Raw genomic sequence first — 13,989 nt, 5'->3', positions numbered from 1 at the left:
GATCAGCTCAATATGAGCATTGCCAATATTTAAGGATGAATAAAGTGCGCCAATACCTTGCTTTGACGTGGATTGCTTTCATTGCTGTGCTGCTGGCTGCCTGTAGCAGTACACCGAAAAAATCCCCCGCTGTACAGCTCAATCCCATCCTCGTGCAAAAGCTGAAAAATATGCGGATGTCCTCTTCTCTGCCAATCCCGGTGGCACGCGTACAGGCACGTGAATTAACAGATACCTGGGGCGCTTCGCGCAGTCGCGGACGCCTGCATGAAGGTATTGATATCATGGCTCCACGTGGAACCAAAGTTTTTAGCGCGACTGAGGGCCTGATTGCAGATTTACGTAATAACAATTTGGGTGGTAAAGTAGTCTGGATTCTGGGTCCAGGCGGCTCTTGGCATTATTATGCGCATCTGGATGGCCATAAACGTGGCTTAAAAGTAGGCGACTATATTAAAAAAGGCCAGCTGATCGGTTATGTCGGCAATACAGGCAATGCCCGGCACACTGCACCACATCTGCATTATGGAATTTATTTACAGGGCAAGGGTCGCGGTGTGGTCAATCCCTACCCCTATTTACGTTAATTTTAGGATATTTACATGTCAGAAGCGTTGATCAATCGTCTGGTGGAATTTGCTGAATCAGGCAATCAACAAAAAATCGTGCTGAATGGTCATAGTTACCAGGGCTGGGTGATGGAAATTACCGAGGAAGCCTTGCTGATCAGTACCGGTTATGCCGACAAAACCGGTAAAGACATGTGGATTCAATTTAGCGATCTGGATCAGGCTGAACTGTCGTACTGGGATAATCAGCAGGATCAGTGGACTGTTTTTAAATTATAAAACAATAAAAACAAGGAGCATGGCATGACTCTGCAACGCTGTGGCTGGTGCTCCGATGATCCACTGTATATCACCTACCATGACCAGGAATGGGGACAGACCCTGCTGGATGAAAACCGCCTGTTTGAAATGCTGTGTCTGGAAGGACAGCAGGCCGGTCTGGCTTGGATTACCGTTCTCAGAAAACGTGAAGCTTATCGTGAACATTTTTTTCAATATTCGATTGAATCTATCGCCTCACTTACAGATCAACAACTTCAACTGAAACTTGAAGATGCTAGCCTGATACGGCACCGCGGCAAGCTCAATGCCATTCGGGAGAATGCCCAAGCATGGCTCAAGCTGCAACAGCAAGACATCAATGTAGGGCAATGGCTATGGTCTTTTGCCCAGCAACCACGACTGAATAATGATGTTGCGGATTATCGTCAGGCAGCGGCACAGACTATCGAAAGCCAGATCATGTCAAAAGCCTTAAAAAAGGCCGGTTTTAAATTTGTCGGACCCACCATTTGCTATGCCTTTATGCAGGCCGTCGGTATGGTCGATGATCACGAAAATCATTGTCACTTTAAAACAATATATTCCCATTCAAAGAAGAGCTGAATTTATGTCGAATAATATTATCCACGCTTATGCTGCAATGTCAGCAGGTGCTGCACTCGAACCCTATCAATTCGATGCTGGTGAACTACAGCCACATCAGGTCGAAGTCAAAGTAGAATACTGTGGCCTGTGTCATTCTGATATTTCAGTCCTCAATAATGACTGGGGTTCATCCGTTTATCCGGTCGTGGCTGGACACGAGATTATCGGCATCATCACGCAACTGGGTGGCGAAGCCAAAGGCCTGAAAGTGGGACAACGGGTTGGCATTGGCTGGACTGCGGAAAGCTGCCAGTATTGCGATCCGTGTATTTCAGGTCAGCAGGTACTCTGTACTGGCGGCCAAGTGGCGACTATTGTCGGACATGCCGGTGGTTTTGCCGACAAGGTCCGTGCTGGCTGGCAATGGGTCATTCCCCTGCCTGAAGATCTGGATCCTGAAAGTGCCGGCCCTTTACTCTGTGGCGGGATTACCGTATTCGATCCGATTCTGAAACACCAGATTCAGGCTATTCATCATGTTGGCGTGATCGGGATTGGGGGTCTGGGTCATATCGCAATTAAACTGCTCAAAGCTTGGGGCTGTGAGATTACGGCTTTCACATCAAATCTGGACAAGACCGATGAGCTGAAAGCCATGGGCGCAGATCATGTGGTGAATAGTCGTGATGTCGCTGCCCTAAAGGCACAGCGTGGCAAGTTCGATTTATTATTGAGTACGGTCAATGTCACCTTGAACTGGCAGGCTTATCTGGCCACTCTGGCACCCAATGGTACTGTACATATGCTCGGTGTACCTCTGGAACCGATGCAGATTCCGGCTGGCATGCTGATTGGTGGTGCCAAGTCAGTTACTGGTTCACCAACCGGTTCGCCGGCGGCACTGCGTCAGTTACTCCAATTTGCCGCACGTAAAAACATTGCGCCACAAATTGAAGTCTTCCCGATGTCACAGCTGAATCAGGCCATTGAACATCTGCATTCCGGTAAAGCGCGTTACCGGATTGTACTTAAAGCGGATTTTGAAGCTTAAACTCTGCCTGTTTCAATCTGTCAAAAAGACCCAGCAATTGGGTCTTTTTTTTATTGCAATACTTCCGGCAAAACTGCAAGGCCTGAAGGCTTGGCCAGTTCCGTCTTCATCTTCTGCAACATCTGATACGGCTGCTGCTGTACAAACATATTTACAAAAGTTAAGGGAATCGAGCCTTCCGGATTGGCATAACCATAAGTTGAAACCTTGACCTGATTATTGCCCAGCTTTTGAAAAGTCCAATCCCCCTGATAATCGGTCAAACGTACATAGTTCGGATTTAAGGGATAGCCGGTCTGAATGGCTTTATTCTTGATGGTGATCTGTCCATTGGCTTCCTTGATCATCTTGCCCTGCACAATCAGATCACGGTCTTTTAAGGGAAATGGAAAATCCAGCACCATATACAAAGTGAAATCGCCTTTTTTATCATCGCGGGACAAGACCTTGATGCTGCCCATATAGGGTACCCATTGTACCGCCTGCTCGATATCCAGAATCAGCGACACGGCATTTTCAATCGGGGCATGGTAGGTGGTTTCAGCTTTATACAGAAAGACCGGGTTTTGCTGGTTCTGATAAGTCCAGACCTTGATATTATTTTTATCAATACTAAGTTTGGTATTCTCGGCCGGCTTTGCCTGCGCAATGGCACCAAGCGCCACTGCACAGAGCAGGAAAATCATTTTTTGCATTTTATTATTCGTCTTATTTTAGTTTTAGATCTTTTTTATAAATGATTTTGACTGGATTTTAAACCTGAATATCGTTAAAACCCAGCACGTCTTTCATGTCATATTTACGTGCATCACGGCCGACCACCCAGGCAGCAGCACGTACTGCACCGCTGGCAAAGTTCATGCGGTTGGTGGCTTTATGGGTAATTTCCACACGTTCCCCATCGGCAATAAACATGGCGGTATGTTCACCGACGATATCACCACCACGAATGGTCTGGAAACCAATGCTTTGACGCTCACGCGGACCGGTATGACCTTCGCGGCAGTACACAGCGTCTTCTTTCAGGTCACGGCCTAAAGCCTCCGCAATCGCTTCACCCCACATAAGTGCAGTCCCCGATGGTGCATCCACTTTATGACGGTGATGTGCCTCAATCACTTCGATATCCACCGTATCGCCAAAGACTTTCGATGCCAGTTCAAGCAGTTTAATCGATACGTTCACACCGACTGAATAATTCGCTGCATAAACCACAGGGATTTCAGCTGCTGATTCATCTAAATAAGCTTTTTGCTCATCATTCATCCCCGTGGTACCAATCACGATGGCAACACCTGCTTCACGGCAAATTTTCAGATGATTGACGGTCGCTGCCGGTGCGGTGAAATCAATCACGACATCACAGTTTTTGACCACCTCTGCAAGACTACCCACCACCTTGACACCGACTGCACCAATCCCGGCAAGTTCGCCCGCATCTGCGCCTAGTAGGGTACTTTCAGGGCGTTCTACTGCAGCTGCCAATTGATAACCGGCTTCATGCACAGCCTGAATGAGGATACGCCCCATACGGCCGCCTGCACCCAAGATTCCAATGCGTGGTGTAGCTGACATAACATAGTCCTGATGTTGATCCAAAATTGCTCTTACTATAGCAAAACTGCGGAATAACACTAAGATGCATTGCATAAAAATCAATGAAAATACTCAAAGAGCGAAATCACTGATATTGATAAGAGTTTCCATCAGGTCTTTGGAATTATGGGCTAGATATCATCCAGGCCGAGCGATATGGATCAATAGTACGCATGAACCTAACCGTTATCAAAAAGCAGCTTTCAAATCAGATGGAGAACATTCAAGCTTCGGGGGCAGATTAGGATCCTTTCAATTCAGCTCAGCTTATCTTCACTGAAGCGATGAACCTAAGTCACTTAGGAATGATCTACACAATTTTGAAAATTTTTCCACTTAAGGTACTTTGAAAGCACATCTCAAAACTGGGACGAATATCTTCACCATCTACAGTGATATGTTTTATATTGGAATGAGATTGTGTTTTAGAAAAATGATGATCGACTGTTGCTTGAATAGCGTGTTGAGCCCCAAACTGATCCTTCACACTGATACTTTGTTTAAGCATATCTATACCTTTAATAATAGTTAAAGTGGCAAAATATCCACTAAAAATTTGATGTTTCTTAATTTTATCTTTAAATAACTTTATGATTTAGCTTAAATAATTGATTTAGAGAAGTATAGAATGTACGGCCATCTAAGTTTAAATCTACCTCAACTCCAGATGAAAGAAGAACTCTTTTACCCACTTCAATTCTTTTTAAACCCTGACGTGTATTTTGCATTTTATTGAGAGGAATTAATGAAACAATAATTTCAGTACCATTTTTAGATTTTGCAATTAAATCATTTATTTTTAACAACTTGAATCCTGTTTTTCTAAAGATTTTTCCAATTTGGAAAATAACTTAAAATTAAATTTTGAACGATAAAAAAGCACTTATTAAGTGCTTTTTTTACTGTTTATTCTTGCTTAGATAGCAACAATATTTACAGCATTCGGTCCTTTTTGACCTTGAGCTACACTGAATTCAACCAGCTGGCCTTCAAGCAAGGTTTTAAAACCTGAACTCGCAATTTCACTGAAATGAGCAAAAACATCTGGACCTGATTCTTGTTGAATAAAACCAAAACCTTTAGTTTCGTTGAACCACTTTACAGTACCTTTAACAACATTTGAGTTTGACATAATATATCCTAATAATTTTTAATAATTTTTTAGTCATTTTATAGACTGATTATAACTTTGAAATAATAAAGAATGAGACTTAAAATCTGAAAAAAAACGAAGGATTATGACTAAAACTACGATACTTAAAGAAGATTTACCGAAACAAGACTTTTTTCTAGTTAAGTTAACTATACACGAAAAATTTAATTAATCAAGTTTTCTTATATATATATTTATTTTATTTATTAAAAAGTAAAATTTATAATTATTTCAATAAGATTAAGCTTTCATTGTCATGATAACAAAATAAGAGTAATCTGCTGTACTGGTAAATTTGATAAGTAATGAATGCGATTATATAGCTCTGTAATAACAATATTGGCCTTTTTAATTTCGGGAATGATGCTTTTTTCTCACTTACAAAATATCTATCACCCTCCAAATTTGGACTCATACTTTCTATTTAGATAGTCAAATATAAAAACAGAAACCGCTTTTTAGGCGGTTTTTATGTTTAAGCGAGACTTATCAAACAATAAATAGCATCTTCTAATCTAGAGTATCTTATCTACATAATAGATCTCTTGCGAAAGTTAATTCAAGAGCATCCAATTTACCATTCCAACAATTAAATTCATTCTTAGACCAAATCGTTTCCGTCTATTTCTATACCGTTCTGTTAATATCCGAAAATATTTAAGTTTGCCGTTGATATGTTCAATTGTGATCCTACGCCGACTGATTTCTTGGTTGATCTGTTTTGCTATTTTGGGTAATGATAAATTCTTAGGTTTCTTGATTGGAATGAGTAACTTACTCTTAATCTGATGAAATCCTTTATAGGCTAAATCTGCCATAATACAAGGATAAATGATCATCTCCTTAAAATACTTACGCGCAATCGTCAGATCATGTTTTCTGCCACTTTCGACCTGTATACTTACAATTTGCTTTAGTCTTGGGTTAAAAATGACCTGTGTTTTTAGCGTATGTTTCTTCTTTTTACCGCTATAGAATTTTCTTTGTTTTTTTGGGACGCTCAATCTGTGACTCAGTGACATCAACGATCACATAATCACCTTCACTAAACTTTTGATTCCTTTTGGGTAATGCAAAAATCCGTGATTGAATCAGAGCATTTTCAACTTTATGAATAGTACGATTCACATTACTTTCAGCGAGATTATAGTCAGCGGATAATTCAATTTGAGTCCTATAACAGCGTAAGTAGTTTAGAGTTAACAATAATTGATCCTCTAAACACAAAGAATGCGGCCTTCCAGATTTTTTCTTGGCAAGTTCAGCGTGTTGTAACACCGATACCATTTTTAAGAATAATGGACGAGGAACTCCAACGAGTCGTTTAAATTCCCCATCATTAAATCGAGTTAAATTTTCATATTTCATGGGGCTAGTATAAACAATTTTTTACTTTCGCAAGAGATCTAATAAAAAAGGACGCCTCAGCGTCCTTTTTTACTTTCACTCAATTAATCAAACAAACGATCAAAGAATGATTTTTTCTTTGGTGATGATTTGCTATCTTCACCATCCATGGTTTCTTGCAGTTCTTTTAACAGTTCACGTTGACGTGCACTTAAATTCACTGGAGTTTCTACCACAATACGGCACAGCAAGTCACCTTGCATGCTGGTACGTACCGGTTTAACACCCTTACCACGTAAACGGAACAGTTTACCTGTTTGCGTACCTTCAGGAATTTTCAGACTAACACGGCCATCCAGCGTAGGAATCTGAACTTCCTTACCTAAGGCTGCATCAGCAATTGATACCGGCACATCCATATACAGGTCAGCGCCATCACGCTGGAAGATTTCATGCTCACGCACCACCACTTCTACGTACAAGTCACCTGACTGACCATCACGGATTGCTTCACCCTTACCGGTCAAGCGAACGCGGTCCCCATTATCCACACCCGCAGGAATAGTGACTTCCAGAGTTTGCTGACGATCCGACACACCTGAACCATGACATTTATTACATGGGTTCTTGATGATCTTGCCCTGACCGCGACAGGTGCTACAGGTTTGCTGTACCGAGAAGAAACCTTGCTGCATACGCACTTGACCGGCACCATGACAGGTACGGCAGGTTTCCACATCATTTGGATTTTTTGAACCCTTACCATCACAGGCATCACACGGTGCCGGTGCAGTAAAGGTAATAGTTTTCTTGACGCCTTTGACCGCTTCTTCCAGGGTCAGTTCCATCACATAGCGTAAGTCAGAACCACGGCGCGCGCGTTGCTGGCCACGACCACCACCGCCGCCGAAAGCACCACCGAAAATATCACCGAACTGGCTGAAAATATCTTCTGCGCTGAAACCACCGCCGAAGCCGCCACCGCCGCCCATACCACCTTCAAAGGCCTGATGGCCCATACGGTCGTACATGCTGCGCTTTTCACCATCAGAGAGCACTTCATAGGCTTCTGCTGCTTCTTTGAATTTCTCTTCAGCTTCAGCATTGTCCGGGTTACGGTCTGGATGATATTTCATCGCCAACTTACGGTAGGCTTTTTTGATTTCATCATCACTAGCGGTTTTAGCGACGCCCAAAACCTCATAATAATCACGTTTAGCCATGTCTGGCGATGCTCCTCACGGAATTTGTTTAATATTCAACTGAGGTCTGAAATTGGGGTCAAACCGAGTTTTACAAGGGGAAATATGAAAAAATTATCAAATGGAGCGTAAAACGCTGTCCTTCAGGGCAGAGATATAAGCGATACGACATGAAATGTCGTTGGTTTTTTTTAAATCAACACCTTTAATTTATTATGAGCTAATATAAGCCCATGAAAACACTTAAATTACGAATAAAAGACAAACATTGCAAGGTGCTAGGTCAATTAGCATCTGAGGTAAACTTTGTCTGGAATTATGTGAATGATTTAGGGTTCAAACATTTAAAAAGAAAAGGTGAATTTCTATCGGCTTACGATGTAGCGAAATACACAAAAGGCGCATCTAAAGAATGTAGCCTACATAGTCAAACCATTCAGGCTGTGACAGAAGAATTAGTAACAAGACGCAAGCAATTCAAAAAAGCAAAGCTAAAATGGCGTGTAAGTAACAAGAAATCAGCAAGGCGCTCTCTTGGTTGGATACCCTTTAAAAAGGTTGCCGTTAAATATTCCGATGGCTTAATTCAATATGGAAAAAACAAGTTCGGCATGTGGGATAGCTATGGCCTAAGCAAATACACTGTAAGAACAGGTGCGTTTGTTGAGGATAGTCGTGGGCGTTGGTATGTATGCCTTGTTGTAGATTTACCTAAGCAAGAGAAGCCTAAAGCGACTAAAGCAATTGGTATTGATCTAGGCTTAAAGGATATTGCTACCTGTTCTGATGGTACGGTCATTTCAAATCCCAAGTTCTACCGTAAATATGAGCAGAAATTGGGTATTGCTCAAAGAGCAAGAAATAAGAAGCGTGTTCGTGCATTACATGCCAAGATTGCAAACCGTCGTAAAGACCGTTTGCACAAAGCAAGCACTATGCTTGTTCGAAATAATGCACTGATTGTTGTAGGTAGCTTAAGCGCTAAAAAGCTTGTAAAAACTAAAATGGCAAAATCGGTTTTAGATACAGGGTTTTAAAAACTCAAAACAATGCTCAAGTATAAATGCGAGAACGCAAGTGTATTGTTTGAAGAAGTTAATGAAGCCTATACCACCCAGATCTGCTCGTGCTGTAAGCGAATATCAAGCAGTAGTCCGAAAGGTAGGGTTGATCTTGGAATAAGAGAATGGACATGCCAGAACTGCGGTACAGTCTGGCAGCGGGATTTGAATTCCGCCCTGAACATACTTGCGCTTGGGCATAAGCGTCTCGCAGGAGGAATCCTCTTGCTTTAGCTGGGGGGAGGATGTCAAACGCTTTAGAACACAGCTTTATTTTGAGAGAATTTATAGATACCTTTAAACCAGGCATTGATCAGGAAAATAAAGGCAATAAAGCTGAAAATCACCCCGGTCACCACACAGGCTTTGACCCAGAGTTGGCTGTCCCAGGCAAAGAAAAACAGGGGAATAAACCACAGCGCAGCAAAGATCGCCAAAATGGTATAAATCACGATATTACGCATGATCCACAGCGCCTGTGCCTGTAACCAGACCTCGGCATAATCAACTTGAGCGACTTTACGTGCGAACCAGTAGGCCAATAGTCCACTAAACAGGGTAAATAAGGCCAAAAACATGAAGACATAAGCCATCGCTACGGAACGTCGCATCTTGGTTAATGTATCTTGAGTCATGTTTGGTTCAACCTCGTTACCGTATTGGCAGCTCGGCCAATGCAGCAATTACTTATTTTTTTAAATTATAAAAATCTCAGGTGCTACTATATTGAAAATTTCCAAATTTCGCACCTGAAATTATGACAAATTTAAACAGAGTTTAAACTTTTTTTCACTTTAAACCACTGTGCATATAGGGCAGGCAGGAAAAACAGGGTCAATAATGTCGCCACAATCAAACCACCCATAATCGCCACCGCCATTGGCCCGAAGAAAATACTGCGGGACAAGGGAATCATGGCCAGAACTGCAGCCAGTGCGGTCAATACGATCGGACGACAACGGCGTACTGTGGCATTGATGATGGCATCCCACTGCGACTCTCCGGCCTGAATATCCTGCTCGATCTGGTCAATCAGAATCAGCGAGTTGCGCATGATCATTCCGGATAAGGCAATCGTTCCGAGCATCGCAACAAAACCGAAAGGTTTATTGAAAATTAACAGGAATAACACCACTCCGATAATGCCTAAAGGTGCGGTCAGGAACACAATAAAGGCCCGTGAGATGCTCTTGAGCTGAATCATCAGCAAGGTCATCACCACCGCCAAAAAGAGTGGCATTCCTGCATTAACCGAGTTCTGTCCACGAGCTGATTCTTCAACTGTACCGCCCACTTGCAGCAGATAGCCATTCGGCAGCTCTGACCGGATTTTTTCCAGTGGCTCTTTGAGTTCATTGACCACAGTAGCGGGCTGCAATGTGCTGCGAATGTCGGCACGCACGGTAATAGTCGGTAAACGATTCCGATGCCAGATCAAACCTTCTTCAAAGCTGTATTCAATTTTGGCAAGTTGCGCCAAAGGTACCGATGTACCGGTTGCGGTCGGAATAGCCAGACTGGCTAAAGATGCTACTTCCACCCGTTCAGCCTGCGCACCACGCAAACGGATCTCAATCAGTTCACGTTTTTCCCGATACTGATCAATGCCGGCCCCCAAAATCGAGCTGTTGAGTACATTGGCCAGTTCACTGCTGCTCACCCCCAACTGACGGGCACGATCCTGATCAATCTGCAATTTGATGACTTTGCTCGGCTCCCCCCAGTCCAGATGCACATTGGTGGTATTCGGATTTTCTCCCACGGTGGCTGCAACTTTCTGCGCCCATTCACGGACTAATCCTAGATCTTCACCCGACACCCGGAATTGTAGTGGATAGCCCACAGGCGGGCCATTTTCCAGCAAGGACACCCTGGTACGCACTTCTGGCAATAACTTTCGAATCTGGTCACTTAAGGATTTGCGGATTTCATTACGATCTTCCAGCGAGGAAGCCAATACTACAAACTGGGCAAAGCTGGTTTGCGGCAATTGCTGATCGAGCGGTAAATAGAAACGCGGCGATCCTATCCCGACATAAGCCACATAGTTATCAATGCCCTCTTGTTCCGATAAAAAGGCTTCGACTTTTTTTACTGCAGCTTCAGTGGCTTTCAGTGATGCACCTTCTTCAAGTTTGAGATCCACCAGAATTTCAGCCCGGTTCGAAGGCGGGAAAAACTGCTGCGGCACCAGCTTAAACATCAGAATCGACAGGATAAAAATTCCGACCGTGGCAGCAATGACAGTTTTACGATAGGTTACACAGGTATTGACCCAACGGCGAAAGCCCTGATAAAACCGGGTTTGATAAGGGTCATAATGTTCGCCGGCATGATGCACAATCGGCGCCGGTTCCGGCTGTTTGCGCAGACGGGCCCAAAGACGCTGGTACCACGGCGCTTTTTGAATTAAATCTTTGTTGAAATCCGGCAGAAGTTTATCGCCTAAGTATGGGACAAACAGTACCGCGGCAATCCAGGACACCAGCAATGCGATGGTCACCACCTGGAAAATCGAACGGGTATATTCCCCGGTACTCGAGGCCGCAGTGGCAATCGGCAGGAAACCGGCAGCGGTAATCAGGGTTCCGGTCAGCATCGGAAAAGCCGTGGTGCGCCAAGCATGCCCAGCCGCCTGTAAACGGCTATAACCCTGCTCCATTTTAATGGCCATCATTTCAATCGCGATAATGGCATCATCGACCAAAAGACCGAGGGCCAGAATCAAGGCCCCTAAGGAAATTTTATGCAGTCCGACATCAAACAGCTGCATACCGGCAAAGGTCATGGCCAGCACCAGCGGAATCGAGAAAGCCACCACCAGACCGGTCCGGAAACCGAGCGAGAAAAAACTAACCAGCAATACGATAATCACCGCTTCTGCCAGCACTTTCATAAATTCGTTAATGCTGCGTTTGACCGCCACCGGCTGGTCCGAGACTTTTTGCAGCTCCATGCCAAGTGGCAGGGCTTTTTGCAGGCGGGCGAATTCCTGTTCTAGATTTTTACCCAAGGCAATGATGTCCCCACCCTTACGCATCGATACAGCAATACCAATGCCGTTTTCGCCCATAAAGCGCATCCGGGGCTGTGCCGGATCACTAAAGCCTCGATAGACTTCTGCGACATCTCCCAGCTGAATGGTCTTGCCATTTACCAGAAGTGGCAGTTGCTGTAATTGTTCGACACTGCTTAAAGCACCGCTGACCCGAACCTGAATCCGGTCTGAACCGGTTTCAAAAAATCCGGCATTGCTCATGGCATTTTGCTGCTGTAAGGCCTGCTGAATGGCGCTGACTGGAACACCCAGCTGAATGGCTTTAGTGTTGGAAATTTCAATCCAGATTTTCTGGTCTTGCAGACCAATCAGCTCAACCTTGGCCACATCTTTGACCCGTTGCAGTTGCAGCTGTAAGCGGTCAGCATATTCCTTGAGGGTCGCATAGTCAAAATCTTTACCCTTGAGCACATAAATATTGCCAAAGGTATCGCCGAATTCATCATTAAAGAACGGACCTTGTACCCCTTGTGGCAATTCATACCGAATATCGCCCACCTTCTTGCGCACGTTATACCAGACATCCGCGACATCTTTCGAAGCCAGAGAATCCTTGGCAACAAAAGTCACCATGGATTCACCCGGACGCGAATAGGCCATGATGCGGTCATACTGACCCGTGGTCATCAGTTCCTTTTCAATCCGGTCAGTGACCTGTAGGGATACTTCTTTGGCACTCGCACCCGGCCAATAGGTCTGGATCACCATGACTTTAAAGGTAAAAGGCGGATCTTCACTTTGTGACAGTTTGGAATAAGAGACGATGCCGATCAGACCCAGCAGGATCATGAAATACAGCACCAGACCTTTATTTTTTAAGGCCCATTCCGACAGGTTAAAGTTCATGCTTAACTCCCTGCCTGAATGGTCACACGACGGTTTTCACGATCAATCGGATTGATTTTTTGCTGGTTACGCAGCAGATGTACGCCGCCAATCACCACATAGTCTTCCGGCTTGAGGCCACTGAGTACAGGAACACTGTCCCGGCCATAGGCACCGAGCTGGACCGGGACTTTACGCAAGGTATGATCCGGCTGAACCACCATGACATAAGCCTGCTGATCCGTTGCCGAGACACTGGATAGCGGCACACTGAGCATATTGTCGCGGCTGTGCTGAAAAAATACCCGGGCACTTTGCCCCAGCTGGATCTGACCATTGCCTTCACGTAAGGAAACTTTAACCCGAAAGGTACGCGACTGGTCCGCTGCTGGTGAAATCTCGCGGACAAAAGCGGCAAATTCCTCTTCAGGTTTGGACCATAATGTCACTGTAGCTGCCTGTCCAACCTTGATCTCCGAAATAGCCTGTTCCGGTACGCCAATTACCACTTCACGCTCACCGGCAATCGCCAGTTCATACGCCGCCTGCCCGGCAGCCACCACCTGTCCTGTTTCTATATTGCGTGCAGTGATCACGCCGTTTCTGGTGGCAATCAGCTGGTTATAAGCAGTCTGGTTTTTAGCGGTATCGTAGTTGGATTGTGCCTGTTTCAGATTTGATAGGGCGGTCTTGTACTGGTTTTCGATCGCGTCATATTGTGAGCGGCTCACGGCATTGGATGGCAATAACTGCTTGAAACGTTGTAATTCATCCTGAGCAATCTTAGTAGCAGACTGCGCGCTTTCCAGCTGGGCACGTGCTGCATTCAGCTGCAGCTGGGCATCTTTGACATCCAGAGTTGCCAGGACTTGCCCGGCTTTGACCTGGTCACCCACATCAGCGAAGCGCTGGGTCACCTGCCCAGCGACCCGAAATGCCAGCGCCGTTTGCTGGCGTGCCTGCACATCACCGGCATAACTTTTTAATTCATGCTGTGAAGTGGTGGGTGTCGCCACCATGACAAAGGGAACTTCCTGTTGTGCTGCAGCAGTATCTTTGCTGCACCCGCTTAAAGTCACGCTGCAAAGCACCACCATGCCAGCCAATACGCTGTAAATCCTGCTCATCTTATTCGCTCTTATCTGATCGTCTTTTTTAGGGCAAACTATGCTGATATATTGAATTGCTTGTTTTTTAATTAATATACCACCCGGTACACTAATTAAAACTCAAGCTTCAAAGCAATGACCGTATTGACTT

14 protein-coding genes and 1 pseudogene are annotated in these 13,989 nt (G+C 44.5%); 5 read left to right on the top strand and 10 right to left on the bottom strand.

Going from position 1 to position 13,989, the window contains the following annotated elements; genetic code table 11:
- Nucleotides 1–44 precede the first annotated feature (44 nt).
- Genes ACO1B7_RS07325 through ahr form a run of 4 tightly spaced genes read left to right on the top strand, consistent with a single transcriptional unit; the run spans nucleotide 45 to nucleotide 2,487 of the window.
- Nucleotides 45–587 carry a M23 family metallopeptidase gene (locus tag ACO1B7_RS07325; protein ID WP_423089959.1) on the top strand — a complete coding sequence of 181 codons (543 nt, stop codon included), beginning with the start codon at nucleotides 45–47 and terminating at the stop codon, nucleotides 585–587.
- Nucleotides 588–602: 15 nt separating this feature from the next.
- Nucleotides 603–848 carry a hypothetical protein gene (locus ACO1B7_RS07320; RefSeq protein ID WP_168386676.1) on the top strand — a complete coding sequence of 82 codons (246 nt, stop codon included), beginning with the start codon at nucleotides 603–605 and terminating at the stop codon, nucleotides 846–848.
- Between the two features lie 24 nt (nucleotides 849–872).
- On the top strand, nucleotides 873–1,454 hold the full coding sequence (locus ACO1B7_RS07315) for a DNA-3-methyladenine glycosylase I (protein ID WP_423089958.1): 582 nt from the start codon (nucleotides 873–875) through the stop codon (nucleotides 1,452–1,454).
- A gap of 4 nt (nucleotides 1,455–1,458) precedes the next feature.
- Entirely contained in the window at nucleotides 1,459–2,487 is a 1,029-nt protein-coding gene (gene ahr / locus ACO1B7_RS07310; RefSeq protein WP_423089957.1) for an NADPH-dependent aldehyde reductase Ahr, read from the top strand.
- Between the two features lie 50 nt (nucleotides 2,488–2,537).
- Here the strand turns inward: ahr and ACO1B7_RS07305 are convergent, their stop codons facing one another.
- From ACO1B7_RS07305 to dnaJ, 7 genes are all read right to left on the bottom strand, one after another.
- Nucleotides 2,538–3,182 (bottom strand): START domain-containing protein, encoded by a 645-nt coding sequence (locus ACO1B7_RS07305; protein ID WP_423089956.1) that lies wholly within the window; start codon nucleotides 3,180–3,182, stop codon nucleotides 2,538–2,540.
- Between the two features lie 58 nt (nucleotides 3,183–3,240).
- The gene (dapB, locus tag ACO1B7_RS07300; protein WP_423089955.1) at nucleotides 3,241–4,062 is read right to left on the bottom strand and encodes a 4-hydroxy-tetrahydrodipicolinate reductase; all 822 of its coding nucleotides are present in this window, start codon (nucleotides 4,060–4,062) and stop codon (nucleotides 3,241–3,243) included.
- A 331-nt stretch (nucleotides 4,063–4,393) separates the two neighbouring features.
- Complete coding sequence (locus ACO1B7_RS07295; RefSeq protein ID WP_004280859.1) at nucleotides 4,394–4,591, bottom strand: hypothetical protein; 198 nt, start codon at nucleotides 4,589–4,591, stop codon at nucleotides 4,394–4,396.
- A 70-nt stretch (nucleotides 4,592–4,661) separates the two neighbouring features.
- Nucleotides 4,662–4,889: a hypothetical protein gene (locus ACO1B7_RS07290; RefSeq protein WP_004647679.1), complete on the bottom strand. Its 228-nt coding sequence runs from the start codon at nucleotides 4,887–4,889 to the stop codon at nucleotides 4,662–4,664.
- 110 nt (nucleotides 4,890–4,999) lie between these two features.
- Nucleotides 5,000–5,215: a cold-shock protein gene (locus ACO1B7_RS07285; protein ID WP_005105001.1), complete on the bottom strand. Its 216-nt coding sequence runs from the start codon at nucleotides 5,213–5,215 to the stop codon at nucleotides 5,000–5,002.
- 575 nt (nucleotides 5,216–5,790) lie between these two features.
- Nucleotides 5,791–6,604 (bottom strand): IS5 family transposase gene (locus ACO1B7_RS07280; RefSeq protein ID WP_004729218.1). Its coding sequence is split into 2 segments (ribosomal slippage): nucleotides 5,791–6,216 and nucleotides 6,218–6,604, totalling 813 coding nucleotides; the frame shifts between segments, so codons are not numbered across the junction.
- An 83-nt stretch (nucleotides 6,605–6,687) separates the two neighbouring features.
- Nucleotides 6,688–7,806, bottom strand: a complete 1,119-nt coding sequence (gene dnaJ / locus ACO1B7_RS07275) for a molecular chaperone DnaJ (protein ID WP_005104999.1) — start codon at nucleotides 7,804–7,806, stop codon at nucleotides 6,688–6,690.
- 212 nt (nucleotides 7,807–8,018) lie between these two features.
- On the opposite strand from dnaJ, the pseudogene ACO1B7_RS07270 reads away from it, so the two are divergent.
- Nucleotides 8,019–9,080: pseudogene (locus ACO1B7_RS07270) on the top strand (RNA-guided endonuclease InsQ/TnpB family protein).
- Nucleotides 9,081–9,103: 23 nt separating this feature from the next.
- On the opposite strand, the gene ACO1B7_RS07265 reads toward ACO1B7_RS07270, so the two are convergent.
- The 3 genes from ACO1B7_RS07265 to ACO1B7_RS07255 all read right to left on the bottom strand — a co-directional run bounded on the left by ACO1B7_RS07265 (nucleotide 9,104) and on the right by ACO1B7_RS07255 (nucleotide 13,856).
- A complete protein-coding gene (locus tag ACO1B7_RS07265) occupies nucleotides 9,104–9,481 on the bottom strand; it encodes a hypothetical protein (RefSeq protein WP_174894037.1) in 378 nt (125 codons plus the stop codon).
- Nucleotides 9,482–9,612: 131 nt separating this feature from the next.
- Nucleotides 9,613–12,750 (bottom strand): efflux RND transporter permease subunit, encoded by a 3,138-nt coding sequence (locus ACO1B7_RS07260; protein WP_423089954.1) that lies wholly within the window; start codon nucleotides 12,748–12,750, stop codon nucleotides 9,613–9,615.
- A 2-nt stretch (nucleotides 12,751–12,752) separates the two neighbouring features.
- On the bottom strand, nucleotides 12,753–13,856 hold the full coding sequence (locus tag ACO1B7_RS07255; protein WP_005268198.1) for an efflux RND transporter periplasmic adaptor subunit: 1,104 nt from the start codon (nucleotides 13,854–13,856) through the stop codon (nucleotides 12,753–12,755).
- Nucleotides 13,857–13,989 lie beyond the last annotated feature (133 nt).

Source organism: Acinetobacter lwoffii (genome assembly GCF_049367455.1).
Classification (GTDB): Bacteria; Pseudomonadota; Gammaproteobacteria; order Pseudomonadales; family Moraxellaceae; genus Acinetobacter; species Acinetobacter lwoffii_W.
The sequence above is the reverse complement of the archived record's forward strand: the minus strand, read 5'-3'. Positions and strand labels throughout refer to the sequence as shown.

What these genes read in the sequence shown, in the direction of transcription:
- ACO1B7_RS07320 (WP_168386676.1), top strand. Translation starts at nt 603, where the DNA reads ATGTCAGAAGCGTTGATCAATCGTCTGGTGGAATTTGCTGAATCAGGC.
- ACO1B7_RS07315 (WP_423089958.1), top strand. Translation starts at nt 873, where the DNA reads ATGACTCTGCAACGCTGTGGCTGGTGCTCCGATGATCCACTGTATATC.
- ahr (WP_423089957.1), top strand. Translation starts at nt 1,459, where the DNA reads ATGTCGAATAATATTATCCACGCTTATGCTGCAATGTCAGCAGGTGCT.
- ACO1B7_RS07305 (WP_423089956.1), bottom strand. Translation starts at nt 3,182, where the DNA reads ATGCAAAAAATGATTTTCCTGCTCTGTGCAGTGGCGCTTGGTGCCATT.
- dapB (WP_423089955.1), bottom strand. Translation starts at nt 4,062, where the DNA reads ATGTCAGCTACACCACGCATTGGAATCTTGGGTGCAGGCGGCCGTATG.
- ACO1B7_RS07295 (WP_004280859.1), bottom strand. Translation starts at nt 4,591, where the DNA reads ATGCTTAAACAAAGTATCAGTGTGAAGGATCAGTTTGGGGCTCAACAC.
- ACO1B7_RS07285 (WP_005105001.1), bottom strand. Translation starts at nt 5,215, where the DNA reads ATGTCAAACTCAAATGTTGTTAAAGGTACTGTAAAGTGGTTCAACGAA.
- dnaJ (WP_005104999.1), bottom strand. Translation starts at nt 7,806, where the DNA reads ATGGCTAAACGTGATTATTATGAGGTTTTGGGCGTCGCTAAAACCGCT.
- ACO1B7_RS07265 (WP_174894037.1), bottom strand. Translation starts at nt 9,481, where the DNA reads ATGACTCAAGATACATTAACCAAGATGCGACGTTCCGTAGCGATGGCT.
- ACO1B7_RS07260 (WP_423089954.1), bottom strand. Translation starts at nt 12,750, where the DNA reads ATGAACTTTAACCTGTCGGAATGGGCCTTAAAAAATAAAGGTCTGGTG.
- ACO1B7_RS07255 (WP_005268198.1), bottom strand. Translation starts at nt 13,856, where the DNA reads ATGAGCAGGATTTACAGCGTATTGGCTGGCATGGTGGTGCTTTGCAGC.